Here is a 23,946-nt window from a genome sequence, read left to right as displayed (position 1 = left end):
CGGGAACGCCTGTGGAAGAAGTGTCAGCCGCCGGTCCGGCGCCGCGGCGGCAGCGGGATCCGGTCCAGGTCGCGGGCGAGCACCGCGCCGGGGAAGTCCGCCTGCTCCAGGAAGAGCGGCTCGTCGGCCTCGGCGTACCGCTCGGAGATGTGGGTGAGCACCAGCGTGCGCACCCCGCACTCGCGGGCGACCCGGCCGGCCTGGCGCGCGGTGAGATGCCCGTGCTCGGCGGCCTGGCGTTCCTCGGAGTCGAGGAACGTCGACTCGATGACCAGCAGGTCCGCTCCTTCGGCGAGAGCGAAGACGTTGTCGCAAAGCCGCGTGTCCATGACGAAGGCCATTTTCTGCCCAGGCCGCGCCACACTGCACTCCTCGAGCAGCGGGCCGCTGAGCCGTGCGATCTCCGGGCCCCGGATGCCGTGCTCGCGTAGTTTCTCCGGCAGCATCGTCCGCCCGTCGGGTTCGGCCAGCCGGTACCCGTACGCCTCGATCCCGTGGTCGAGGCGCAGTGCGGTGAGAGTGAAACCCTCCCCCCGCAACTCCGCGCCGCCGTCTTCGACGGGGTGCTCGGTGATGTCGGCGGTGTCGTAGAAGGACGCGGCGTGACGCAGGCGCCGCCAGTACGTCTCACCGCTCGCGGGGTAGACGGCGTGCACCGGATGGGTGACGCCGTCCCTGGAGATCCGCTGGACGATGCCCGGCACGCCCAGGCAGTGGTCGCCGTGGAAGTGCGTGACGCACAGCCAGTTCAGGTCGTTCGCGGCCAGCCCGGCGTGGGACATCTGCCGCTGGGTGCCCTCGCCCGGGTCGAAGAGCAGACCTTGCCCGTCCCAACGCAGCAGGTAGCCGTTGTGGTTGCGGTGCCGGGTGGGCACGGCGCTGGCGGTGCCGAGCACGAACAGCTCCCTGTTGGACATCCCTTCATCCTCGCGCATGACCCGTACCGGGATGGTCCAGGCGGGTATCGTCACGTTCGTGCCCCCCGAAAAGATCATCGCGGACCGCTACCTGCTGGTCGAGCTGCTCGGACGGGGCGGGATGGGCGCCGTCTGGCGCGCCCACGACCGGCTCCTGGGCCGGGAGGTGGCGCTCAAGGAGGTCAGCCCGCCGCCCGGAGTGAACCCCGCGCCGCTGTACGCGCGGATCATCCGAGAGGCCAGAGCGGCGGCCAGGCTCGACCACCCCGGCATCGTGACCGTCCACGACGTCGTGGAGGAGGAGGGCCGGCCCTGGATCGTCATGCGTTACGTGCGGGCCGACTCGCTGGACAGGGTCCTGGCGGAGCGAGGCCCCCTCTCCCCGGAGGAGGCGGCCTCGCTCGGACTGCAGCTGCTCGACGCGCTGCGGGCCGCACACGCCGCCGGGGTGGTGCACCGCGACGTCAAGCCCGCCAACGTCCTGATGGAGGGCGGCCGCGCGGTGCTGACCGACTTCGGGATCGCCAGCCTCGCCGGAGACCCCGAGCTCACCCGGGCCGGGGCGCTCCTCGGCTCTCCGGCGTACCTGTCGCCGGAGCAGGCCAGACGGCGGCCCGCCACCCCCATGTCGGACCTGTGGTCGCTCGGCGCCACCCTCTACACCGCGGTGGAGGGCCGCCCGCCGTTCGACCGCGACGACCTCGTCGGCGTCCTGTCCGCCCTGCTGACGGAGGAGCCCGACCCGCCGCGCCGCGCCGGACCGCTCGCTCCCGTCCTCGCCGGTCTGCTGCGCAAGGACGCCGACACGCGCATGCGCGCGGACGACGCCGCGCACCTGCTGGCGGCGGTGGCCGGATCACCGAACCCGGTCCGGTCGGCGGACACCGATCCGGGTGTGCTCCCGCAGAACGGCTCCACGCGCCGGGGCGGCCGAGACCGGCGTCCTGTCATGATCGCCGCCGGTGCCGCGCTGGTCCTGGTCGTCGGCGTGGCCGTCGCGCTCTCGCCCTGGAAGGACGGGAAGCCCCTTACCCCCACGTCCACGTCATCGGTCTCCGCCCCGATTTCCGTGCCCACGCCGGGACCGGACGAGCGGGAGTACAAGGGCCCTCTCTACACGGTCATCGTCCCCGCCGACTGGACCGACGACGGCAAGGGCACGTTCCTCGCCCCGGCGGCGAAGGACGGCGGGAGGATCGGCATCGTCGTCGACTCCCCGAGCACGAGCGTCGGCCTGAAACAGGAGTTGGAGGCCGCCGCAGCGATGCTCGACTACCCCGACTACAAGCGGGTGGGCGACATCATGAGCGTCTCCTACCGTGGCCAGACCGCCTACGAACTGGAGTTCACGTTCACGCAGAACGGCCGTCCGGCCCACGCGAAGACGCGGATCTTCGAGTTCCTCGGGGAGAACCTCCAGGTGATCCTGCTGGCCGATCAGGAACGCTGGGAGGAGGGACTACCCGCCTACGCGCGTTTCCTGGAGACGATCCGGCCGAGCTGACGGCCGCCGCACCGCGCATGTGCCGCGACACGCGAGGCGGTGCCGCTAACCGGCCGGGACGAGGGCGAGCCGCGGGGCGACGACGGTGCCGTCCGTCAGGGGGACGATCCACTGGTCCCGGTAGAGGGTGAGGAGGGCCAGATGGAGGTCGTCCAGGCCGGCGAATCGGCACACGTGGCTCTCGTGCACGAAGCTCGCCTCCCGGTCGGCGGTCTCCAGGCCCTGGAAGTCGAGCGCGGCCGCCTCGAGTACGGCGAGATCGGCCGGGATGAAGTCGCCATACCGGGTGACGACCGTCTCGCAGTAGCGTTCGCCCTCCTCCCAGCCGGACATCCAGTCCGACACCCAGGGCAGGTCGAGGAACTCCGCGCGCCCCCAGATCAGCCCGGTGGCGGGCAGCCACGCAGGCGAACCGGCGGGGTCCACGGCGGCGGCCAGTTGTGCCAGGGTCAGCGGAGGCTCGGCGGGCACCAGCCGGTACAGGTCCGGATCGTAGGGGTCGTCCGGGGCAAAGGGGCGGGAGACGTTGGCCGTGCAGCGCCAACGGACGTGGCGGACCTGACGCCCGGCCCGGGATCGGACCATCGCAACCCTCCGTACTCTCGCGAGCCGTTCAGGACGCTGCGATCCTAGACAGGACGAACCGATCACGCCTCCCCTGTCCAGCTGTTAAGACGAACCGGCACCTTACCTTTACCGAAATCCCGAGCCTCCCGAAGGCCTCGTCGGACCCGCCCCGGTGACCCGTCCCTGAAGGATCCATTGCCCGGATCGGAGTTTCGCGCGTGAACCGGAGGGCCAGACTCGAGATCATGGTCGAAGCTGCGAGCAGACTGCTCAGAGACATCGCGTGCTGGTACCTGGGGGAGGCGGGCCGGGAAAGGCTGAAGCCCCTTCCCGACCAGGAGAAGATCCGGGAGTGGGAGAGCCTCTGCGATTTCGTCCTGCTGGAGCGCGAGCTACTGGACGTGGCGCGCCCCGACGAGCTGGAGCGCATCATCGCGCACTACGGCGGGGTGCTGTCCCGGCTGATCGAGGAGTACCGCGCCGACCGCCGCTGAGCGGGTCAGCGCGTCCACGGGCCCAGCGCCCAGGCGGGGCAGCCGAGCAGCGGCAGCAGCAGCCCGCGGCACTCTGCGGTGTCCCGGGGGGCGGGCGCGGGCTCCGGTTCGGGCGTGGGGTACGTCCGGTGCCCCTCGGCCGGAGGAGCCGCGGATGAGGGTTCCGCGGCCGCGGCGGCGCGGGTCTCGGAGGGGGCGGGGTGTCCCGTGCTCTGCGGTCTCGTACCGCGTTCGGAGGACGGAGGGCGCGCCGCGGTGTCCGTCGCGGCCGAGGGCCCCGCGGTGGAGGACGGCCGGGGCGTCTTGTCGGTCTCCTCGCCCTTCTGCGCGCCCGGCCCGGAGGGCGCGGGGGGCGACGGCGCCGTCCACGCCGGGACGGGACGTGATGTGGCCGCCGGCGTCCAGTGGGGCGCGGGAGCGCGGTCGGAGGCCTGGACGTCCGATGTCCCCCGGGGGGCGGGCATCGGGTTCCACGGCGACCGGGTGGCCGACTGGGCGATCTCCTCGGGCGGTTGCGGGCGGGGCCCGGCGTTCTCGGCGCCGGTGACGTCTCCCCGGAACGGCGCGGACACGGGCGGCTGGTGCAGCAGCCCGGCGAACGCCCAGGAGAGGACGGCCAGCACGGGCAGCCCCGCGGCCGTGAACCTCCTGATCCGGTGCTCGCTGCGAGCGGCGTGCAACGCTGGGTATCTGCTCACGTTCGGGACCGTTGCACACCGTGGCGGGCGGCACCTGGAGTTATTCGGTTTTCGTTATCGATCATTTGGTGATCGCGTGGTGACCGGCCGTGGTGGGATCCGGTCGAACCGGAAAAAGATCAGAAAGCCCCGCCGCGGCAAGCCGCGGCGGGGCCCGTTCTCGGCGCGGATCAGCCGCCGATCTCGGCCAGCAGCTTGGCGCGCTGCTGCTCGCCGAGGCCGCCGACCCGGCGGTTCTCGTCGATGCCCAGCTTCTCGATGAGCGCGGCCACCTTGGCCGGCCCATAGCCCGGCAGGGCCTTCAGCACCTGGGTGACCTTGGTCTTCTTGGCCACGGCGTCCTCACGGGAAAGCACGTCGCCCAGGCTGAGCGTCCCGGCCTTGAGGGCGGCCAGCAGCTCGCTGCGCGCCTTGCGGGCCTCCTGGGCCTTGGCGAGAGCTTCGGCCCGCTGCTCGGGGGTCAGCGTCGGCAGAGCCATCGTTTCTCCTCGTCGTCGTCGAACCGCCCATGCGATCAGCCTGGGCGTTACGACCCATCATGGCGAACCGCATGGCCCAACGCCCACTTGAGCAGCGGATTAGTTCGATTCGACGTGGTCCGGTGACCGAACGTGATCACGCTCGGCCCGCTGTTCGAGCCGCGCGGCGACCGCGAGGGCCCGCAGGGACCGGGATCGGATGGGGGAATCAGTCGTTTGTTCGCTCCGTCGGATGACGGTGTCCAAAAACTCCTCCTGCATGGCTTGTAGGGGATTGAGTAGTACACCGAGTACAACAAGAAGAACTGGTTGTTATTCCCGTGAAATAAGGGGAATCAGCGCAATCCGAGCAGCTGCCGGGCCTGCTGGTAGTCCTTCTTGCTCTCGGATGAGTACAGCCAGGCCAGCGCCAGGTCCTTCGAGGGGTGCGCCATCGACAGGTGGTGGCGCGCCATCGTGAGGTCCCGCAGGTGGTAGAAGGCGGCGCCGAAGTACTGGTGGGCCTCCTGGGCCTTCGGGTGGTTCTGCGGCGCGGCCAGGAACTTCGCCGACGCGGCGGCCAGTCGTCCGTGGATGTCGGGACGGCTCAGGTGGAGACGGGCCTCGGCGTCGGAGGCCACGGCGGTCTCCAGGCAGACGGCGGCCACGATGGCGTTCAGCGGATGGCCGGGCGGGGCCCGGTGGAAGGTCTCGTCGGCGAACTCAAGGCTCTCGGCGTCCGAGCCCTGCCACTTGGCGGCCAGGACCTGGGCGCGGCTCTCGTACGCCCCGTACAGGTACGGGTCGCGCCGCGTGATCTCGGCCCAGTAACGGTCGAGTTCCGGGCGGGGGAGCTGCATGCCGAGCCCGTAGAACTGCAGGGTGTCCCACGGGGTGGGGTCGTCGGGCAGGAGGGCCGCCGCGCGCAGCAGCGCGTCGCCCGCCTGGGAGAGCACCAGCCAGAACCGCTGGAACTGATCCTGAGCCACGTACTCGGCCCGCGAATCGCTGCGGATGCGCCAGGCCTCCTTGATGCGCACGGAACCGGCCCACAGCAGCAGGTCGGGGTCGTCGGGCCGGGCGGCGCGCAGAGGGGCGAGACCGAAGAGCGTGCAGGAATCGGAGAGGTGGGCCAGACGGCGGTCCCGCAGCTCGTGGTAACCCCGGCTGGCCGCGAGCACCTCAAGGCCGGCCTCGGGCCGGCCCGCCCGCACCGCGGTGAGAGCCTCGGTGAGCTGCGGATCGGGATCGTCCTGGCGCCTGCGCTTGAACAGGCTCCGGCGCTCCTGCTCCAGAGGAGGAGCTTCCAGCGACAGCGGCGGCCCTCCGTCCTGGGGCTGGGGGACGTTCTCACGCGGCGGCATCCGGACGAAGACGTCGGGCCGGACGGACCGGTCGATGGCGTGGATGAGCGGGGCGGCGTCCCGGAACAGCCCCGGCTCGACCCGGACGGCGATGCCGTCGGGCGAGAAGAGCTGCCGCGCGCCGTCCGGCCAGGCCAGGACCGCGGTGCACTCGGCGTACCGGATGGTGGCCATGGACCTCCCGGTCACCTTGCTCAGCCCGGCGGGGGCGGCGATCAGGTGGCTGGGACCGCTCCAGGGGTGCAGGACGTGCCCTTCCAGCGCGTACGACGAGTCGCCGGGCGCGGGCCGGTAACGCCGGTCGGAGGGCTCCACTTCCGGTGGGAGCGCGAGCAGCGCCGAGTCCCGCGCCTGGACGCCGGTCCGCAGGACGTCCTGCGGCGTCACCTCCAGCAGCCGGTCGAGTTGCTCGCGGGGAGTGCGGATGGCGGCGCCCATCAGCTCGTCCCAGGCGATGGACATGACCCACGCCGTGGCGGCGTCCCGGTGCTCGAGGTCCTCCCGCGCCTGTTTCTTGGCCTCCTCCAGCTCCGCCTCGTCGACGGGGTGCGAGGCCAGGTCGTCGAACACCTCCAGGAAGGCGGAGGTGAGCTCGCCGGAGACCGACTGGAGGCCGTCGGCGAAGGCGACGATCTCCGCGGTGCGCGCCTCGTCGGGCCGGTACTCGACCGAGGTGGTGTAGCTCAGCGCGCGTTCGCGGCGCAGCACGTCGTGCAGCCTGCGCTGCAGGACGCGCCGGTAGAGGGAGGAGGCGGGACTGCGCTCGACCTCGGCGTGCAGCATGACGCCGTCCAGCTGCATCGGGAAGTGGGCGGGGAAGTAGGGGAGGACCGGCGCGGACGGCGCGCAGGGGCGGCGCGGACCGTCGGGGAGGTCGAGCACGAGGTCCTCGGGCGGCGGGCCGCCGGTGAAGGCGAGCACCGCGTTCCCCCGGGTGAACCAGTACCTCGTCCAGGACGTGATCAGCTCGGGGGAGATCTCGGGCAGTCCGAGTTCGGGGTAGCCCAGCAGGCCGCGCCCCCGGGAGCCGTACCGCCACAGCAGCAGGTCGCCGAGGGCGCGTCCGCCCTGGCCGGCCTCCTCGGTGCGCAGGACCTGCTTTTCGGCCTCCAAGCGCTCCATGGGCGGGCGGGCCAGCCCGGCGCAGACGCCCTTGAAGTAACGGGCGACCTCCTCGGGGGAACCCTGCTTGACGAACGTGGTGGTGCGGGCGTCGACCACGCCGTTGAAGTGCCGTTCGGCGCCGCCGAGCTCATGCAGGGCCAGGTGCTCGATGAGATGGGTGATCCCGCTGCGGGCCAGCGTCTCGTCGGACCGTCCCACCCGGAATATGAGCGCCGCCTGATACTCGGGTCCGTCCGTCCAGTAGGCGGGGACGCCGCCGACGATGGTGCGTGTGATCTCCACCGGTCCTCCACGTTCGCGGATGGGAGATCATAAAGGGAAACCGGATGTCGTTATATGCCTAGAAGACGGAAGTCGGCGGGTGGACGGCCGAGACCTGGATCGGGCCGGGGCACGGGCTCCAGGCCTTGGCGAGCTTCACCGGGGCGCTCCCCGCGTCCCCGGGGGCGAGGAAGGCCAGTCCGGCCGCCTCGGGACAGGACTTCCCCGAGGCGCTGTTGTCGTTGATCACCACATAGAGGACGGCCTTGCCGCCCTTCTCCAGGGTGACCTTCCCCGGAGATCCGCCGATGGATCCGAAGTCGGAGGGGACGGACGTGGTCTTGAACCCCTTCATCCGGTTCCCCGCGGCGTCGTAGGGGTAGACCTCGGGCCTCCCCTCGAGGGTGCACAGCCCCCCGCCGTTGGTGATCTCCAGCCGCTGGATGTGGGTGCCCGCGCCGCCCTGCCCTCCGGCGGGCGCCAGCGCCAGCTGGGCGTTCCCGCACCCCGGTGTGCCCTTCGGGGCCGGCGGGGCGGTGGTCGCGGCGGGCGTCGGCCTGGTCTCGGCCTCCTGCGGCGCGGTGGGAGCGGCCTGCTCGGAGCGTTCGGGAGCGCTCTGGGAGGCGGCGTTCTCGTCCCCTCCGCCCCCGCAGGCGGTCAGCGTCAGTCCGGCGAACGCGGCGACGGCGGTGAGGATGAGGGGGGATCGTCCTGAACGCATGTGTCTCCTCGGGGAGCCCTGGAACGGGGAACGTGTTGGAGTCTGCCCCAAATGCCGCGATAGGTGGGAAAGGAAGGGGGAAAGGGGAAGGCGAAGAAGCCCGCGGAAAGACGAAAGGCCTCGTAGGTGATCACCTACGAGGCCTTTCGTTCGATGCGCTCCCGGCAGGATTCGAACCTGCGCTTTTGCCTCCGGAGGGCAACGCTCTATCCCCTGAGCTACGGGAGCCCGCAACGAGAAGAAGATTACCAGGCTTCTGGAGGAGGCGCGCACGGGTTTCCGCGCCGCGACTCCGTCGCGCCGACCCCGTCCGTTTCCGTGCGGAGGGGCGGGAGGAGGGTTAGCCTCGGCGGATGGCTGAGAGTCTCGGGCGGGTGCTGGTCGTCGACGACGACGAGGTGATTCGGCAGCTGATCGCGGTCAACCTGCAGCTCGAGGGGTTCGAGGTGCACACCGCGGTGGACGGGCGGGACTGCCTGGACCGGGTGCGGCAGGTCGCCCCCGACGTGATCACGCTCGACGTGATGATGCCGCGGCTGGACGGGTGGGTGACCGCCGTCCGGCTGCGGGAGGATCCGGAGACGGCGGGCATCGGGGTGGTGATGATCACCGCGCGGGCGCAGGAGCGGGACGTCGAGCGGGGGCTGGGGATCGGGGTCGACGCCTATGTGACCAAGCCCTTCGATCCGGCGGAGCTGATCAGGACGGTCCGGGCGCTGGCCGCCCGCGCGTCCGGCCCGGCGGGGCGGCGGGAGTCCGGGTCGTGCTCCGGCGGGCGAAACGGGGCGTGAAACCTGTCGTTTGTCCAGATGGTGGTCGGCTACCCTCGGTGCCGTGACTCCCGGGGACGCGAACGAGGCGGTGCTGGCCGCGGTGGACGCCGTGTACGGCGTCCGGCCGACCGACGCGTCGATCACCTGGGAGGACACCTACGTCTCGCCGGTCGCCCCGCGGCACCGGCTGGAGGCGGCGCCGCTCGCGGAACGGCTGGCGCTGCACCCGGACATCTCACATGTCGAGACGCGGGGGGCGGGGCTGCTGGCGCTGCATCTGGCCGTGCCGGGCCGGATCGCCGCCGCCGTCGCGGGGGACGAGGGCTACGGCCGGGGTGAGATGATCGAAGGGGCCTGGGCCGACTTCCCCAGGACGTTCGAGAACCCCGGATTCCGCGTGCGTTTCGCCTACGAGAGGGCCTGCGCGGTGGAGCGCCGGGCCCGTGATCTCCAGGTGCCGCCGGGAGACCCGGCGGCGTTGACCGCGCCCGCGGAGCTCAGGCTGCTCGGGTTGCTGGCGGGGTTCGACGGACACCGAAAACCGGTGCTCCAGCTGGAACGGATCGCGGACGCCTACCACGACGTCTACGAGAGTTCCCGCGAGGAGCCCACCCCGCAGCACGGCGCCCGCGTGATCCTCGCCGGGGCCGTGCGCGTCACCTTGAGCAACGGGCTGCGCAGGCTCGGCGAGACGGCGAGAGAGAGATTGTGAGCAGAGTTCATCCCGCGGGCGACAGGCATGCCGACGTCCTGCCCGAGGACCACCCGATGCCGCCCCCGGCGGACCTGAACGACCTGGTGCCGCTGGTCTGGCCGCGCACCGCCCGCCGCGTGGAGGGCGCCCTGCAGGTCGGCGGGGTCGACGTCCGCGACCTCGCGCGGGACTTCGGCACCCCGCTCTACGTCCTGGACGAGGAGGACGTGCGACAGCGCGCCCGCGAGTACGTCGGCGCCTTCGCGGACGGCAGCGTGCACTACGCGGGCAAGGCGTTCCTGTGCGGCGCGCTCGTGCGCTGGCTGGCCGAGGAGGGCCTGGGCCTGGACGTGTGCTCCGGCGGCGAGCTGGCGCTGGCCCTGGCCGCCGGCTTCCCGGCCGAGAAGATCACCCTGCACGGCAACAACAAGTCCGAGGACGAGCTGGTCACGGCGCTGGAGGCCGGCGTCGGCCACATCGTCGTCGACTCCTTCGAGGAGATCGTCCGGCTGGCCTACCACGCCGAGCGGCTCGGGGTGCGGCCCAAGGTCATGATCCGGGTGACCACCGGCGTCGAGGCGCACACCCACGAGTTCATCGCGACGGCCCACGACGACCAGAAGTTCGGGTTCTCCCGCAACTCCGGCGCGGCGCTGGAGGCGGCCCGGAGGGTCCTGGCGCTGCCCCAGCTGGAGCTGGTCGGCCTGCACTCCCACATCGGCTCGCAGATCTTCGAGACCGACGGGTTCGAGGTCGCCGCGCACCGGGTCGCCGAGCTGCTGGTGGCGATCAGGGACGAGCACGGCGTGGTGCTGCCCGAGCTCGACCTCGGCGGCGGGTTCGGCATCGCCTACCTGGCGGGGGACGACCCGATCGACGCCAAGCTGATCGCCGACAACATGCGCCGGATCGTGGCCAAGGAGTGCGGCTCCTACGGGCTTCCGGTGCCGAAGCTGACGGTCGAGCCGGGCCGGGCGATCATCGGCCCGGGCGGCGTCACGCTCTACGAGGTCGGCACGATCAAGGACGTCGAGGGCATCCGCACCTACGTGAGCGTCGACGGGGGGATGAGCGACAACCTCCGCACCGCCCTGTACGGCGCGGAGTACACCGCGAGCCTCGTCAGCCGCGAGTCCGAGGCGGGGCCCATGCTCAGCAGACTTGTCGGAAAGCACTGCGAAAGTGGGGACATCGTGGTGCGTGACCTATGGTTGCCCGAAGATATTGCGCCAAGGGACCTGGTGGCGGTGGCCGCCACCGGTGCGTACTGTCGGTCGATGGCGAGCAACTACAACTACGTGACCAAGCCGGCCGTGGTGGCGGTCCGGGACGGCGAGGCGCGTGTCATCGTCCGCAGGGAGACCGTGGACGACCTGTTGAGGCTTGATGCGGAGGTTGGAGAGTCGTGAAACCGGTGCGGGTGGCGTTGCTCGGGTGTGGTGTGGTCGGCACCGAGATCGTCCGGCTGCTGCGCGAGCAGTCCGATGATCTGGCGGCCCGGGTGGGCGCGCCGGTCGAACTGGCGGGCATCGCGGTCCGCCGGCCCGACCGGGTGCGTCCCGGGGTGCCGGAGGAGTTGCTGACCACGGACGCCATGGGCCTGGCCACCCGCGAGGACGTCGACCTGGTGGTCGAGGTGATCGGCGGGATCGAGCCCGCCCGCTCCCTGATCCTGGGCGCGCTGAAGACCGGCAAGTCGGTGGTGTCGGCGAACAAGGCGCTGCTGGCCGAGGACGGCGAGACGCTCTTCGCCGCGGCCCGCGAGTTCGGCGCCGACCTGTACTACGAGGCCTCGGTGGCGGGGGCGATCCCGCTGCTGCGCCCGCTGCGCGAGTCCCTGGTCGGCGACCGGATCCACCGGGTGCTGGGCATCGTCAACGGCACCACCAACTACATCCTCGACCAGATGGACACCCACGGCGCCGGCTTCGCCGAGGCGCTGGAGGAGGCCCAGGCGCTGGGCTACGCCGAGGCCGACCCCACCGCGGACGTGGAGGCCTTCGACGCCGCCGCCAAGGCGGCGATCCTGGCCAGGCTCGCCTTCCACACCCCCGTGACGGCCGCCGACGTGTACCGGGAGGGCATCACCGAGGTCACCGCGCAGGACGTGGCGGGCGCCAAGTCCATGGACTGCGTGGTCAAGCTCCTGGCCATCTGCGAGCGCGCAGGGGACAGGGGCGTCTCCGTCCGGGTCTACCCGGCCATGATCCCCCGCTCCCACCCGCTCGGCTCCGTCCACGGGGCCTTCAACGCCGTCTTCGTGGAGGCGGAGTCCGCGGGCAGCCTGATGTTCTACGGCGCGGGCGCCGGCGGCGCCCCCACGGCCTCGGCCGTCCTGGGCGACATCGTGGCCGTCTCCCGCAACCTGGTGAGCGGCGCCAGCGGCCCCGCCGAGACCAGCTACGCGGCCCTGCCCGTGCTGCCCATGGGCGAGACGGTCACCCGCTACTACGTCCAGCTCGACGTGGCCGACCAGGCGGGCGTCCTGGCCCAGGTGGCCGAGGAGTTCGCCAAGCACGAGGTCTCCATCCAGGCGGTCCGCCAGGAGGGCCACGGCGAGGACGCCCAGCTCGTCATCGTCACCCACACGGCACCCGACCGGGCCCTCGCGGCCACGGTGGAGTCGCTCCGCACCCACTCCTCGGTACGGGAGGTCGCCTCGGTGATGCGGGTGGAGGGTGACTTCTAGCGGTCCACATGCTGGACCGTGCCCTAGAGGCACTCCTCCCATCAGCTAATAGACTCAACGCGACCGGCGGGGATCGAAGGCGGTCCCCGCGCCGGTCTCAAGGGAACGCTCGCCGCGGTCGGCGCCAAGTGCCGGCCGCCGCCGCGACGCAAGAGCGGCGATCGAACTGGAGGAACCGTGAGAGCTTGGCGCGGGCTGATAGAGGAATACCGTGACCGGCTCCCGGTCACCGACAGCACTCCCGTGGTCACGCTGCTCGAGGGGAACACGCCGCTCGTTCCGGCCTACCGGGTCTCGGAGCGGACGGGGTGCGAGGTCTTCCTGAAGGTGGAGGGGCTGAATCCGACCGGTTCGTTCAAGGACCGGGGGATGACCATGGCGATCTCCAAGGCGGCCGAGGAGGGCGCCCAGGCCGTCATCTGCGCCTCCACCGGCAACACCTCCGCCTCGGCGGCGGCGTACGCGGTGCGGGCGGGCATGACGTGCGCGGTGCTGGTGCCGCGCGGCAAGATCGCCATGGGCAAGCTGGCCCAGGCGCTGGTGCACGGCTCCAAGCTGCTGCAGGTGGACGGGAACTTCGACGACTGCCTGGAGCTGGCCCGGAAGCTGGCGGTGGACTACCCGGTGGCGCTGGTCAACTCGGTGAACCCGTTCCGCCTGCAGGGGCAGAAGACCGCGGCCTTCGAGATCGTCGACGCGCTCGGCGACGCGCCGGACGTGCACTGCCTGCCGGTCGGCAACGCCGGCAACATCTCGGCCTACTGGATGGGCTACAAGGAGTACGAGGCGGACGGGATCGCCTCGAAGCGGCCCCGGATGATGGGTTTCCAGGCGAGCGGCGCGGCCCCGTTCGTGGCGGGCGGCCCGGTCGCCAACCCGCAGACGATCGCGACGGCGATCCGGATCGGCAACCCGGCCTCGTGGGAGCTGGCGAGCAACGCCAGGGACGAGTCGGGCGGCGCGATCGGCGCGGTCACCGACCGGCAGATCCTCGCGGCCTACCGGATGCTCGCCCGCGAGGAGGGCGTGTTCGTGGAGCCGGCCTCGGCGGCCTCGGTGGCGGGCCTGCTGCAGGCTCGCGAGCAGGGCCTGGTGGGCTCGGGTCTGCGGGTGGTCTGCACGGTCACCGGCAACGGTCTGAAGGACCCGGACTGGGCGATCTCGGGCGCGCCCGCGCCGACCACCGTCCAGGTGGACGCGCACGCGGCGGCTTCGGCGCTCGGGCTGGCATGACGGACGGGTTCGGCGTGACCGGAGTGACGGTCGAGGTCCCGGCCACCAGCGCCAACCTGGGGCCGGGGTTCGACTCGCTGGGCCTGGCGCTCTCGCTCTTCGACGAGGTGCGGGTGGAGCTGGCCGAATCGGGCCTGGAGATCGAGATCCGGGGCGAGGGCGAGGAGCTGGCGGAGCTCGGCGAGCAGCATCTGATCGTCAAGGTGTTCCGCCAGGCCTGGGAGCGCATCGGCGGCGTTCCGCAGCCGGCGGGGCTGCGTCTGGGCTGCGTGAACCGCATTCCGCACAGCCGCGGCCTGGGCTCGTCGTCGGCGGCGATCGTGGCGGGGATCACCGCGGCCCGCGCGCTGCATCCGGCGGGGGAGTCCTTCTCGGATGAGGACGCGCTGCGGCTGGCCACACAGATCGAGGGCCATCCCGACAACGTGGCGCCCTGCCTGGCGGGCGGCCTGACGGTCGCCTGGAGCGGGCAGGACGGCCCGCGCCTGGTCCGGCTGGACCTGGAGAGGGAGGTCACGGTCTTCGTCCCGGACCAGCGGCTGGCGACGGAACAGGCGCGCGGCCTTCTACCGGAAACCGTGTCACATCACGACGCCGCGGCGAATTCTGGGCGCGCGGCCTTGCTCATCGCGGCTCTGACCAGCAAACTGGGCTACGACGTGCTGTTGGACGCGACCGAAGACCGGTTGCACCAGTCCTACCGGGCGCCCGCGATGCCGGGCTCGGCGGCGCTGGTGGAGCGACTCCGGCAGGCGGGAGTTCCGGCGGTCATCTCCGGTGCCGGACCTACCGTTCTGGCGTTCGGATGGCCGTCCTCCGGTTGGCCGGGGGTCGATACGGGTAATGGCTGGCATATACGCCAGCTGAACGTCAGCCCTTTCGGCGCTCGCGTTCAGCCACGCGATTCGCGGACACGCTGACCTCAAGGAATCCAAGTGCACCCTGGTGGTGTTAGGCTGGAAGCCGCACCAGATGCCCCGCTCGGGGCCATAGGCCCATCGGCAGTGCCGATGCGCCCGTGCACCAGACTCTGCACTTCTGATTCCCTCGGGGCAGGGGACGAGTACGCGATCATCTGGCTGTATTCAGAAATTCTCTCCGGCGGTCTGGAAAACGATCGCCGCATTCGGCGCCCCCGCCGAAGCGAACCATCGGGTAGATCGGCCTCATCCGGCCCACACCCGCTCCCTGGGAAGGACCCTTTGTGAGCGAATCCAGCGAACTGCTGAACGAAGCGACGGGCGAAAAGCCCGCGCCGAAGCGCGCCCGTCGGGGCACCGGACTGTCGGCCATGGTGCTCCCCGAGCTGAAGACCCTCGCCTCCCAGCTGGGCATCAGCGGCACCACGGGGATGCGCAAGAGCCAGCTCATCGCTGCCATTCAGGAGAAGCAGGGCGGCTCGGCCGCGGGCGCGCAGGGGGCCGCCGCCAAGACCGAGACCAAGCCTGAGGGCAGGACGGAGAGCAGGACCGAGACCAAGCCCGAGCAGCCGGTCGAGAAGGCGGAGAAGCCCGCGGAGCAGCCTGCCGCCGAGCAGGCGGCACGGCCCGAGCGGGCCGAGAGGCCCGAGCGCACCCGGCGCGGCCGCGCCGCGCAGCGCGAGGAGGCCGCCGAGGAGCAGCCCGGTGCCGAGAGCAGGGCCGCGGCGGAGAAGCCGGCCGAGGAGCAGCAGGGCGAGGGCGGCGGCCAGCAGCGTGAGGGCCGCCAGCGCAGCCGCAGCGGCCGTGAGCGTGGCGACCGCCAGCGGGACCGGGGTGAGCGCGGCGACCGCCAGGAGCGCGGAGACCGCCAGGACCGCGGTGGCCAGCAGGAGCGCGGTGGCCAGCAGGAGCGCGGCGACCGTCAGGACCGTGGCGACCGTCAGGACCGTGGCGGTCAGCAGGAGCGCGGCGACCGTCAGGACCGCGGCGGTCAGCAGGGCGGCGACCACGACGAGGACCGCGGCGGCCGCCGGGGCCGCCGGTTCCGCGAGCGCAACCGGGGCCGTGGCGCCGGGCGCGAGCGTTACGAGGCCGAGCCGGTCGTCTCCGAGGACGACGTGCTGATCCCGGTCGCCGGCATCCTCGACATCCTCGACAACTACGCGTTCGTGCGGACCACCGGCTACCTGCCCGGCCCCAACGACGTGTACGTCTCCCTGGCCCAGGTCCGCAAGAACGGCCTGCGCAAGGGCGACGTGATCACCGGTGCGGTGCGCCAGGCCCGCGAGGGCGAGCGGCGCGAGAAGTTCAACGCGCTGGTCCGCCTCGACACGGTCAACGGCATGGAGCCCGACCAGGCCAGGGGCCGGGTGGAGTTCTCCAAGCTCACCCCGCTGTACCCCCAGGAGCGGCTGCGCCTGGAGACCGACCCGGGCATCCTGACCACCCGGATCATCGACCTGGTCAGCCCCATCGGCAAGGGCCAGCGCGGCCTGATCGTCTCGCCGCCCAAGGCCGGCAAGACGATGGTGATGCAGGCGATCGCCAACGCGATCACCAAGAACAACCCCGAGTGCCACCTCATGGTCGTCCTGGTGGACGAGCGCCCCGAGGAAGTGACCGACATGCAGCGGTCGGTGAAGGGCGAGGTCATCCACTCGACCTTCGACCGCCCGGCCGAGGACCACACCACGGTCGCCGAGCTGGCCATCGAGCGGGCCAAGCGGCTGGTGGAGCTGGGCCACGACGTGGTCGTGCTGCTGGACTCCATCACCCGTCTGGGCCGCGCCTACAACCTGGCGGCCCCGGCCTCCGGGCGCATCCTGTCCGGTGGTGTGGACTCCACCGCGCTCTACCCGCCCAAGCGGTTCTTCGGCGCGGCCCGCAACATCGAGAACGGCGGCTCGCTGACCATCCTCGCCACCGCGCTGGTCGAGACCGGCTCCCGGATGGACGAGGTGATCTTCGAGGAGTTCAAGGGCACCGGCAACATGGAGCTCAAGCTCAGCCGTCAGCTCGCGGACAAGCGCATCTTCCCCGCGGTGGACGTGGACGCCTCCAGCACCCGCAAGGAGGAGATCCTCATGGCTCCCGAGGAGCTGCGGGTGGTCTGGCAGCTGCGCCGGGTGCTGCACGCCCTCGACACCCAGCAGGCCCTCGAACTCCTGCTGGAGAAGATGAAGGAGACCAAGTCGAACGCTGAGTTCCTGCTCCAGGTCCAGAAGACGACCGTCGCGCACGACTGATCATCCGCTTTACGAGGCCAGGCCCGCACGGACGTCCGTGCGGGCCTGGCCCGTCTCCGGAGCCTCCGCAGGGGGGGCTGCCCCCACCCCGAAGACGGTGGGACGCTCCATGGCCCCTGCGACGCCGATCGGGGAGCCTTGAGGGGGCCGAGGAGAGAGGACCCCCATGACAGAGCCGGCAGAGCCGACCGGGCCGACCGGGCCGAAGGAACCGGCGGGGACGGCGTTCGCGGTGCCGTCGCTCCCGCGCCTGGTCAAGGACCCGACGTTGTGGAAGGCGGCCGTCTACTTCCCGCTCAGCGGGGCGCTGGGCCTGGGCTGGTTCATCGCCCTGTGCGCGGGGGTGCCGCTGGCCGCCGCGACCACGATCATCTGGGTCGGCCTGCTGCTCTGGGCACTGTTGCTGCTCCTGCTGCGCGGCGGGTCGATGCTCGACCGGCGGCTGACGAAGCTGGTGTTCGGGGTGGAGATCCCCAGCCCCTACCGCAGAGCGCCGTCGGGTGACCTGTTCCAGCAGGCGAAGACGATCCTCGGGGATCCGGCCACCTGGAAGGACCTGGCGTTCCAGATCGTGCGGATCCCGCTGTCCTTCGGCTACTTCACGGGCTCGGTGATCGGCTGGGCGTTCACCGTGTCGCTGATCCTCTCTCCGGCGGTCGCACCCTTCAACCCGGAATTCGTGCCGGATGTCTTCCGGGACGGCGACGATGTGGACACGGTCCTCGAGGCGATCCCGCTCATGCTCATCGGCCTGGTGCTGCTGCCGCTCCTCGTGTACGCGGTCAAGGCCGCGAGCGTCCTGCACGTGTTCCTCTCCCGGGTGCTGCTGGGCCCGAGCGAGAAGCAGGCGCTGCGGGCGCGGGCGACGGAGCTGCAGGCCAGCCGGGCCAGGGGAGTGGACGCCGCCGAGTCCGAGCGGCGGCGGATCGAGCGGGACCTGCACGACGGCGCCCAACAGCGGCTGCTGGCCGTGGCGATGGACATCGGGCGGGCCCGCGGCAAGCTCGACGACGACCCCGAGGGGGCGCGCCGGCTGATCGACCAGGCGCACACCGGGGCCCGGGCGGCGATCAGCGAGCTCCGGCAGCTGGCCCGGGGCATCTACCCGGCGATCCTCACCGACAGGGGGCTGGACGCCGCCCTGTCCGCGCTGGCGGCGCGCTCGCCCGTCCCGGTGCGGATCAGCGTGCGGCTGCGGGAGCGGCCTCCGGCGGCGGTCGAGTCGATCGCCTACTTCACCGTGGCCGAGGCGCTGACGAACGTCGGCAAGTATGCGCGGGCGTCCGGGGCGGAGGTGGAGGTGTCCCGAGAACAGGACAAGGTGATCGTCGAGGTGCGCGACGACGGCGTCGGCGGAGCCGTCATCCAGCCCGGAGGCGGGCTGGCCGGGCTGGCTGACCGGGCCGCGACCATCGACGGGACGCTGACGGTGAACAGCCCGCAGGGCGGTCCTACGACCGTGCGGACGGTTCTTCCCTGTAGCTGGTGAGCGCGGCGGTTGGTGGAATGGACCCATGCGAGTCGTGATCGCGGAGGATTCCGTGCTGCTGCGCGAGGGCCTGGTGAGGCTGCTCGCCGACGAAGGGGTCGAGACGGTGGGAACCGCGGGGGACGGGGAGGGGCTGGTGGCGCTGGTCGCCGAGCACCGGCCCGACCTGGCGATCGCCGACGTGCGGATGCCGCCGACCTTCACCGACGAGGGGTTGCGCGCGGCGCTGGCCGTCCGGCCCGTGCCCGTCCTGGTGCTCTCCCAGTACGTCGAGGAACAGTACGCCGCCGAGCTGCTCGGCGGGGGTGCGCGCGGGGTCGGCTACCTGCTCAAGGAGCGGGTGGCGGAGGTGGCGGAGTTCACCGACGCGGTCCGGCGGGTCGCCGCGGGCGGCACGGTGATCGACCCGGAGGTGATCGCGCAGTTGCTCGGACGCAACCCCCTGGACGACCTGACCCCGCGGGAACGGGAGGTCCTGGCCCTGATGGCCGAGGGCCTGTCGAACGCCGGGCTGGCCCGGCGGCTGGTGATCGGCGAGGGCGCCGTGGAGAAGCACATCTCCCGGATCTTCCTCAAGCTCGGGCTGGAGAGCTCCCAGGACGCCCACCGCCGGGTCCGGGCGGTGCTGGCCTACCTCAGGAGAACGGAATAGCGTCCGGTCCCGGCACGTTCTGGTATCCGGCATACTTGAAAGGCCAAGGCCCCGGTTCCCAGCCCCGGCACCTCGTGGTTGACCCGGCGCCGTCTCGAAGGAGATCTCCCATGAAGCCTGACATCCACCCGAACTACGTGGTCACCGAGGTGACCTGTACGTGCGGCGCGACGTTCAAGACCCGCAGCACCGTGGAGAGCGGCGTCATCCGCTCTGACGTGTGCTCCCAGTGCCACCCGTTCTACACGGGCAAGCAGAAGCTCCTCGACACCGGCGGCCGCGTGGCCCGCTTCGAGGCTCGCTTCGGCAAGAAGAAGGCCGCGGGCAAGTAGGCGGACACCGGGCCCGGCCGCGGGCTGCGAAGGCAGCCGTGCGGCCGGGCTCCGCTTCTGTCCACCCCCCTCCACTGATAGACGCACGCCTGGCGGCGAGCTGTCCGTGGCCGAACGCACGCCGGTGCGCTGAATGATCCACGGTCCGTCGCCTGAAGAGAGCAGACAGTGAATTTCGACCTCGACGACTTCCTGCGCGAGTACGCCGACATCGAGCAGGCGCTCGGTGATCCGGCCGTTCACGCCGACCAGAGGAAGGCGCGTGAGCTGGGCAAGCGCTATGCCCACCTGCGCCCGATCGTCGAGGCGTACAAGGAGCTGGAGTCGGCCGAGGACGACCTGGCCACCGCCAGGGAGCTGGCCTCGGAGGACAGCGCGTTCGCCGAGGAGGCGACCGTCCTGGAGGGGCGGATCGAGGAGCTGAACGAACGCCTCAAGCGCCTGCTGGTCCCGCGCGACCCCAACGACGACAAGGACGTGATCCTGGAGATCAAGGCGGGTGAGGGCGGCGAGGAGTCGGCCCTGTTCGCCGGCGACCTCCTGCGGATGTACACCCGCTACTCCGAGCGGATCGGCTGGAAGACCGAGATCATCGACTCCCAGCTGTCGGACCTGGGCGGCTACAAGAGCGTCACCATGGCGGTGAAGGCCAAGGAGGGCGCCTGGTCGAGGCTCAAGTGGGAGGGCGGCGTGCACCGGGTGCAGCGGGTGCCGGTCACCGAGTCCCAGGGCCGGATCCACACCTCGGCGGCCGGGGTGCTGGTCACCCCCGAGGCCGAGGACATCGACATCCAGATCGACCCGAACGACCTGCGCGTCGACGTGTTCCGCTCCGGCGGCCCCGGCGGGCAGTCGGTCAACACCACCGACTCGGCCGTGCGGATCACCCACCTCCCCACCGGCACGGTCGTGCAGTGCCAGAACGAGAAGAGCCAGCTGCAGAACAAGGAGTCGGCGCTGCGCGTCCTGCGCTCCCGGCTGCTGGCCGCCGCGCAGGAGGAGGCCGACGCCGCGGCCTCGGCCGAGCGCAAGGCCCAGGTGCGCACGGTCGACCGTTCCGAGCGCATCCGCACCTACAACTTTCCGGAGAACCGCATCTCCGACCACCGGGTCGGCTTCAAGGCGTATAACCTCGACCAGGTGATGGACGGAGACCTGCAAGCGGTGATCCAGGCGCTGGTCGACGCCGACATGGAACGCAGGCTGGACGAAATTCAGCAATAATGAACTTGCTTCTCGACGAGATCGCGCGGGCTACGACACGGCTGGCAGAAGCCGGTGTCGCCTCGCCCCGTGCCGACGCCGAGGAGCTGGCCGCCGCCGTGCACGGAGTGAGCCGCGGCGAGCTGCACACCCTTCCCGACAGCGCCTTCGACGCCCGCTTCTGGGAGGGCATCGCCCGCCGTGAGGCCGGAGAGCCGCTGCAGCACATCACCGGGCGCGCTTTCTTCCGCTATCTGGAGCTGTCCGTCGGCCCCGGGGTGTTCGTGCCCCGTCCGGAGACCGAGGTGGTCGCCGGCTGGGCCATCGACACCCTGCGGGAGATGGACGTGGCCGACCCGGTCGTGGTCGACCTGGGCACGGGTTCCGGCGCGATCGCGCTGTCGATCGCCCAGGAGGTGCCGCAGGCCCGCGTCCACGCCGTCGAACTCGACGCCGACGCCCACCGGTGGGCGTCCCGCAACATCGAGAACCTGGACGAGCGCGGCCAGGTCACCCTGCACCACACGGATTTCGCCCAGGCTTTGCCCGAGCTCAACGGTCTGGTCGACCTGGTGGTCAGCAACCCGCCCTACATTCCGATGAGCGAGTGGGAGTACGTGCCGCGCGACGTCCGCGACCACGATCCCGCCGCGGCCCTGTGGGGCGGCGGGGACGACGGGCTGGACGCCGTCCGGGTGGTCGAGCGCACCGCGCGCAGGCTGCTGCGGCCCGGCGGCTTCGTCGCGGTCGAGCACAGCGACCTGCAGGGAGCACCCGTCTACTGGATCTTCGCCGAGGAAAACGGCTGGCGCGACCAGCGCAACCGTCGTGATCTCACCGACCGGGACCGGTTCGTCACGGCCCGCCTGACCACGGAGTAGCACCCGCATGAGCCGGCACTACGACTGTTCGGACCCCCTCGAGCGCACCCGGGGGATCGCGGACGCGGCCTCCTGCCTGCGCAGGGGAGAGGTCGTCGTCCTTCCCACCGACACCGTCTACGGCATAGCCGCCGACGCGTTCACCCCCTCGGCGGTGCAGAAGCTGCTGGACACCAAGCGGCGCGGCAGGGAGATGCCGCCGCCGGTGCTGGTCGGCTCGGTGCGCGCGGCGACCGCGCTCATCGAGGATCTCGGCCCCTACGGGCAGGATCTGATCGACGAGTTCTGGCCGGGCGCGCTGACCATCATCTGCCGGGCCAACCCGAGCCTGTCGTGGAACCTGGGGGAGACCAAGGGCACGGTGGCGGTGCGGATGCCGCTGCACGACCTGGCTTTGGAACTGCTCAAGGAGACCGGTCCGCTGGCGGTCTCCAGCGCCAACCTGAGCGGCGCCCCGGCGGCCCGCACCGCGGCCGAGGCCGAGACGATGCTGGGCGAGGGAGTCTCGGTCTACCTCGACGGGGGGCCCGCCGGAGACGGCAGGGCCTCCTCGATCGTGGACCTCACCGGTTCGCTGCCCAAGCTGATGCGGCGGGGCGCGATCCGCGAGGACAAGATCCGCGCGGTCTGCGGGGTGCTGCTGCGCGACGAGGAGCTCGGCGACGACGAGGACGAGGACGCCCAGTGGGCGGAGGCCTACAAGGACGACGGGTACGGGGCCGCCGAGGCCGTCGGCTTGGAGAAGTCCGCGGGGTCCGGCGCGAAGGAGGGGTCCGCCGAGATCCCGGCCGAGCCGTGGTGGGAGAAGGAAGACCGGGACTAACCCCGGCGCAGTGTGGGCGGGCGGGCGGCCAGGGCGCCCAGGAGCAGCAGGCCGAGCCCGCCCAGCAACGGGTCGCCCACCGCGATCCGGCCGAGCCCGCCGGGCACCGTCTCGACCAGCAGGTCCCACAGCACCGTGCAGGTCCCGAGCCCGAGCAGGGTTCGGCGTAGCCACACGGGGGTGCGGTAGCGGGCCACCAGGGCCACCGGGAGGGCCAGCAGCAGCGCCGTCCAGCCCCAGGGCGTGAAGGCCGTGTGCGGAGGCGCGTAGCGGGGCTCCGCGGGGTCGAGGACGCCTTCGGGGAACGCGGCGCGGATCTTCACGCCCTCGTGGGGCCGTAGATCGCTCTGGTGGAATTCCACGGCGGCGGGGCCCGCCTGTCTCCGGGCGCAGGGGGTGACCTGGTCGGAGGCCCCGGCCAGGCAGCCCGCGGCGAACGCGGCTGGTCCCTCGATCCGCACGGCGGCCTCCACCACCGGCACGGGCCAGCCGGGGTCCAGCAGCTCCCACACGAACTCGTCGCGTCCGGGGACCGGGGTGAAGACGTCCAGCAGGTCGTAGTCGAGGACGTAGGTGTGACGGCCGGAGGCGGTCCTGCCCTCGCCGATGACGATGTGGAGGTCGTGCAGGAACTCCTCCACCTGCACGTCGACGGGGGCGTTCGTGGTGCTCGTGACGGTGAGGCCGCGCATGCGGTAGACGCGGTCGCCGTCGCGCTCCCGGACGCCGCGGACCAGGCCGTGGGTCTGGGGCCGGGCGTAGTCGAAGGTGAAGGCCTCGCGGACGTGCACGGTGCCGTCGGGCCGCACGGTCAGCACCACGTCGTAGGCGGGGACGGAGCCTTCGGGGGTGTTCCGGCCGCCCAGAAGGAACGGCAGGAGCGCGAGCAGGAGCAGCGCGCAGAGGGTCATGCCGCTGAGGGGAGCGGGGCGCCGGTTTCTCATCACTGAGTGCAGTCTCTCCTGAACTCAGCGGTATGCCCAGCCTTCCTTTCGGCATGCTCCGGGTTCTCCACGGAAAAGTGATGAAGGGCACATGCAACCTCGGGTGCCGGTGTGTCGAGGTGATGCCTCTCCGTATCGCCACAGGTGGGCCCGGGTACGAGGGGGCGCGGTTCTCGCGCTCCGGCGGCCGTGCATCCCCTGTTGGACGGTGCGGATCGTTGTTTGGTTCTCGTGCGGGCCGAATTTCTACCCCGACGAATCCCCCCGTATGTGGGCAATAAAGATGATCTTCGTCTAACCGATACAGTCCCTGACCGGTAGCACGAACTCTCAGGGAGTGATCAATATGCGGCGTACTGCTGTGGTCACCATGACCGCCGTCGTTCTCGGCGCCGGCGTGGGTCTGACCGCGGTCCCCGCCAACGCCGCCCCGACGCAGAAGAGGGTGACCAAGAAGTGGTCCACCTTCGACGGCAAGAAGGGGTCCATTTGGCGGACGATCAAGGGCGACGGAACCTACACCCGCAACGGTGACAAGATCACCATCAGCGGCTGGATCCGCGACACCAAGAAGAACGGGTGGTCGCCGACCATCCAGTTCCGCGTCTGGCGGGGCGGCAAGTGGCACCACTCGGTCCACAGGGGCGTCGAGTACGTGAGCACGAAACTTCCCGCCGACCAGAAGTTCAACTACAAGGTCAACCGGTTCTGGTCCACGACGGGAACCCACCTGCAGGTGCGCGAGGGAGCCAGTAAGTCGACCTCTTCGAAGGTCGTCAGGGTCGGCCCCTGGAAGAAGCTCTTCTAACGGTTTGCGGGGCTCGTCGGCGGACGGGCCGCGTGCGTGAAGGCCCGGACGGTCATCCGTCCGGGCCTCTCCGTGCTCTCGGAGTGGGGTTTCGGTAGCGCGATTCATCGCTATTCGGATGCATTCCGCGCCATTGTTCTAGGTTATCCA

General features: G+C 71.1%; 23 protein-coding genes and 1 tRNA gene. 16 read left to right on the top strand and 8 right to left on the bottom strand.

Annotated elements, in window-relative coordinates; translation table 11 throughout:
* Positions 1–23: 23 nt before the first annotated feature.
* On the bottom strand, positions 24–917 hold the full coding sequence (locus ABGB12_RS24530; RefSeq protein WP_347681786.1) for a ribonuclease Z: 894 nt from the start codon (positions 915–917) through the stop codon (positions 24–26).
* 16 nt (positions 918–933) lie between these two features.
* Between ABGB12_RS24530 and ABGB12_RS24525 the strand changes: the two genes are divergently transcribed.
* Positions 934–2,421, top strand: a complete 1,488-nt coding sequence (locus tag ABGB12_RS24525; protein ID WP_347681785.1) for a serine/threonine-protein kinase — start codon at positions 934–936, stop codon at positions 2,419–2,421.
* Between the two features lie 45 nt (positions 2,422–2,466).
* Here ABGB12_RS24525 and ABGB12_RS24520 read toward each other — a convergent pair whose 3' ends face one another.
* Complete coding sequence (locus ABGB12_RS24520) at positions 2,467–3,006, bottom strand: hypothetical protein (protein WP_347681784.1); 540 nt, start codon at positions 3,004–3,006, stop codon at positions 2,467–2,469.
* 227 nt (positions 3,007–3,233) lie between these two features.
* On the opposite strand from ABGB12_RS24520, the gene ABGB12_RS24515 reads away from it, so the two are divergent.
* Positions 3,234–3,482 carry a hypothetical protein gene (locus ABGB12_RS24515; RefSeq protein ID WP_347681783.1) on the top strand — a complete coding sequence of 83 codons (249 nt, stop codon included), beginning with the start codon at positions 3,234–3,236 and terminating at the stop codon, positions 3,480–3,482.
* Between the two features lie 5 nt (positions 3,483–3,487).
* Here the strand turns inward: ABGB12_RS24515 and ABGB12_RS24510 are convergent, their stop codons facing one another.
* The 5 genes from ABGB12_RS24510 to ABGB12_RS24490 form a co-directional block, all read right to left on the bottom strand.
* Positions 3,488–4,180, bottom strand: coding sequence for a hypothetical protein (locus ABGB12_RS24510; protein WP_347681782.1), 693 nt, complete (start codon positions 4,178–4,180; stop codon positions 3,488–3,490).
* Positions 4,181–4,350: 170 nt separating this feature from the next.
* Positions 4,351–4,659, bottom strand: coding sequence for an integration host factor, actinobacterial type (mihF, locus tag ABGB12_RS24505; protein ID WP_347681781.1), 309 nt, complete (start codon positions 4,657–4,659; stop codon positions 4,351–4,353).
* Positions 4,660–4,994: 335 nt separating this feature from the next.
* A complete protein-coding gene (locus ABGB12_RS24500; RefSeq protein ID WP_347681779.1) occupies positions 4,995–7,409 on the bottom strand; it encodes a hypothetical protein in 2,415 nt (804 codons plus the stop codon).
* A 58-nt stretch (positions 7,410–7,467) separates the two neighbouring features.
* On the bottom strand, positions 7,468–8,109 hold the full coding sequence (locus ABGB12_RS24495; protein WP_347681777.1) for a DUF4232 domain-containing protein: 642 nt from the start codon (positions 8,107–8,109) through the stop codon (positions 7,468–7,470).
* 156 nt (positions 8,110–8,265) lie between these two features.
* Positions 8,266–8,337, bottom strand: a tRNA-Arg gene (locus ABGB12_RS24490).
* Positions 8,338–8,462: 125 nt separating this feature from the next.
* Here ABGB12_RS24490 and ABGB12_RS24485 point away from each other — a divergent pair.
* The 13 genes from ABGB12_RS24485 to ABGB12_RS24425 all read left to right on the top strand — a co-directional run bounded on the left by ABGB12_RS24485 (position 8,463) and on the right by ABGB12_RS24425 (position 22,044).
* The gene (locus ABGB12_RS24485) at positions 8,463–8,900 is read left to right on the top strand and encodes a response regulator (protein WP_347681775.1); all 438 of its coding nucleotides are present in this window, start codon (positions 8,463–8,465) and stop codon (positions 8,898–8,900) included.
* 43 nt (positions 8,901–8,943) lie between these two features.
* Positions 8,944–9,594, top strand: a complete 651-nt coding sequence (locus ABGB12_RS24480; protein WP_347681773.1) for an anticodon-binding protein — start codon at positions 8,944–8,946, stop codon at positions 9,592–9,594.
* Positions 9,591–10,985, top strand: coding sequence for a diaminopimelate decarboxylase (gene lysA / locus ABGB12_RS24475; protein WP_347681771.1), 1,395 nt, complete (start codon positions 9,591–9,593; stop codon positions 10,983–10,985). Before ABGB12_RS24480 ends, lysA begins: the two co-directional genes overlap by 4 nt.
* Complete coding sequence (locus ABGB12_RS24470; RefSeq protein WP_347681769.1) at positions 10,982–12,265, top strand: homoserine dehydrogenase; 1,284 nt, start codon at positions 10,982–10,984, stop codon at positions 12,263–12,265. The genes lysA and ABGB12_RS24470 overlap by 4 nt, the downstream gene beginning before the upstream one ends.
* Before the next feature lie 177 nt (positions 12,266–12,442).
* The gene (gene thrC / locus ABGB12_RS24465; RefSeq protein WP_347681767.1) at positions 12,443–13,498 is read left to right on the top strand and encodes a threonine synthase; all 1,056 of its coding nucleotides are present in this window, start codon (positions 12,443–12,445) and stop codon (positions 13,496–13,498) included.
* Positions 13,499–13,512: 14 nt separating this feature from the next.
* Positions 13,513–14,418 (top strand): homoserine kinase, encoded by a 906-nt coding sequence (gene thrB, locus ABGB12_RS24460; RefSeq protein ID WP_347681765.1) that lies wholly within the window; start codon positions 13,513–13,515, stop codon positions 14,416–14,418.
* A 284-nt stretch (positions 14,419–14,702) separates the two neighbouring features.
* Positions 14,703–16,664 (top strand): transcription termination factor Rho, encoded by a 1,962-nt coding sequence (rho, locus tag ABGB12_RS24455; protein WP_347681763.1) that lies wholly within the window; start codon positions 14,703–14,705, stop codon positions 16,662–16,664.
* A 166-nt stretch (positions 16,665–16,830) separates the two neighbouring features.
* Positions 16,831–18,153 (top strand): sensor domain-containing protein, encoded by a 1,323-nt coding sequence (locus tag ABGB12_RS24450; RefSeq protein WP_347681761.1) that lies wholly within the window; start codon positions 16,831–16,833, stop codon positions 18,151–18,153.
* A gap of 25 nt (positions 18,154–18,178) precedes the next feature.
* Positions 18,179–18,805: a response regulator transcription factor gene (locus tag ABGB12_RS24445; protein ID WP_347681759.1), complete on the top strand. Its 627-nt coding sequence runs from the start codon at positions 18,179–18,181 to the stop codon at positions 18,803–18,805.
* 110 nt (positions 18,806–18,915) lie between these two features.
* The gene (gene rpmE, locus ABGB12_RS24440) at positions 18,916–19,137 is read left to right on the top strand and encodes a 50S ribosomal protein L31 (RefSeq protein WP_347681757.1); all 222 of its coding nucleotides are present in this window, start codon (positions 18,916–18,918) and stop codon (positions 19,135–19,137) included.
* Between the two features lie 168 nt (positions 19,138–19,305).
* Entirely contained in the window at positions 19,306–20,361 is a 1,056-nt protein-coding gene (gene prfA / locus ABGB12_RS24435) for a peptide chain release factor 1 (protein WP_347681755.1), read from the top strand.
* Complete coding sequence (prmC, locus tag ABGB12_RS24430) at positions 20,361–21,221, top strand: peptide chain release factor N(5)-glutamine methyltransferase (protein WP_347681753.1); 861 nt, start codon at positions 20,361–20,363, stop codon at positions 21,219–21,221. The genes prfA and prmC overlap by 1 nt, the downstream gene beginning before the upstream one ends.
* 7 nt (positions 21,222–21,228) lie before the next feature.
* On the top strand, positions 21,229–22,044 hold the full coding sequence (locus tag ABGB12_RS24425) for an L-threonylcarbamoyladenylate synthase (protein WP_347681751.1): 816 nt from the start codon (positions 21,229–21,231) through the stop codon (positions 22,042–22,044).
* Here the strand turns inward: ABGB12_RS24425 and ABGB12_RS24420 are convergent.
* Complete coding sequence (locus ABGB12_RS24420) at positions 22,041–22,955, bottom strand: DUF2207 domain-containing protein (protein ID WP_347681749.1); 915 nt, start codon at positions 22,953–22,955, stop codon at positions 22,041–22,043. The genes ABGB12_RS24425 and ABGB12_RS24420 overlap by 4 nt on opposite strands.
* 379 nt (positions 22,956–23,334) lie before the next feature.
* On the opposite strand from ABGB12_RS24420, the gene ABGB12_RS24415 reads away from it, so the two are divergent.
* Positions 23,335–23,796, top strand: coding sequence for a hypothetical protein (locus ABGB12_RS24415; RefSeq protein ID WP_347681747.1), 462 nt, complete (start codon positions 23,335–23,337; stop codon positions 23,794–23,796).
* The last annotated feature ends 150 nt before the right edge of the window (positions 23,797–23,946 follow it).

The sequence above is a fragment of the Actinocorallia sp. B10E7 genome, from assembly GCF_039871655.1.
Taxonomy (GTDB): Bacteria; Actinomycetota; Actinomycetes; order Streptosporangiales; family Streptosporangiaceae; genus Actinocorallia.
Note: the sequence above shows the minus strand (reverse complement) of the source record. Positions and strands in the feature narration are given on the sequence as shown.

What these genes read in the sequence shown, in the direction of transcription:
- ABGB12_RS24530 (WP_347681786.1), bottom strand. Translation starts at nt 917, where the DNA reads ATGTCCAACAGGGAGCTGTTCGTGCTCGGCACCGCCAGCGCCGTGCCC.
- ABGB12_RS24525 (WP_347681785.1), top strand. Translation starts at nt 934, where the DNA reads ATGACCCGTACCGGGATGGTCCAGGCGGGTATCGTCACGTTCGTGCCC.
- ABGB12_RS24520 (WP_347681784.1), bottom strand. Translation starts at nt 3,006, where the DNA reads ATGGTCCGATCCCGGGCCGGGCGTCAGGTCCGCCACGTCCGTTGGCGC.
- ABGB12_RS24515 (WP_347681783.1), top strand. Translation starts at nt 3,234, where the DNA reads ATGGTCGAAGCTGCGAGCAGACTGCTCAGAGACATCGCGTGCTGGTAC.
- mihF (WP_347681781.1), bottom strand. Translation starts at nt 4,659, where the DNA reads ATGGCTCTGCCGACGCTGACCCCCGAGCAGCGGGCCGAAGCTCTCGCC.
- ABGB12_RS24495 (WP_347681777.1), bottom strand. Translation starts at nt 8,109, where the DNA reads ATGCGTTCAGGACGATCCCCCCTCATCCTCACCGCCGTCGCCGCGTTC.
- ABGB12_RS24485 (WP_347681775.1), top strand. Translation starts at nt 8,463, where the DNA reads ATGGCTGAGAGTCTCGGGCGGGTGCTGGTCGTCGACGACGACGAGGTG.
- ABGB12_RS24450 (WP_347681761.1), top strand. Translation starts at nt 16,831, where the DNA reads ATGACAGAGCCGGCAGAGCCGACCGGGCCGACCGGGCCGAAGGAACCG.
- ABGB12_RS24445 (WP_347681759.1), top strand. Translation starts at nt 18,179, where the DNA reads ATGCGAGTCGTGATCGCGGAGGATTCCGTGCTGCTGCGCGAGGGCCTG.
- rpmE (WP_347681757.1), top strand. Translation starts at nt 18,916, where the DNA reads ATGAAGCCTGACATCCACCCGAACTACGTGGTCACCGAGGTGACCTGT.
- prmC (WP_347681753.1), top strand. Translation starts at nt 20,361, where the DNA reads ATGAACTTGCTTCTCGACGAGATCGCGCGGGCTACGACACGGCTGGCA.
- ABGB12_RS24425 (WP_347681751.1), top strand. Translation starts at nt 21,229, where the DNA reads ATGAGCCGGCACTACGACTGTTCGGACCCCCTCGAGCGCACCCGGGGG.
- ABGB12_RS24420 (WP_347681749.1), bottom strand. Translation starts at nt 22,955, where the DNA reads ATGACCCTCTGCGCGCTGCTCCTGCTCGCGCTCCTGCCGTTCCTTCTG.
- ABGB12_RS24415 (WP_347681747.1), top strand. Translation starts at nt 23,335, where the DNA reads ATGCGGCGTACTGCTGTGGTCACCATGACCGCCGTCGTTCTCGGCGCC.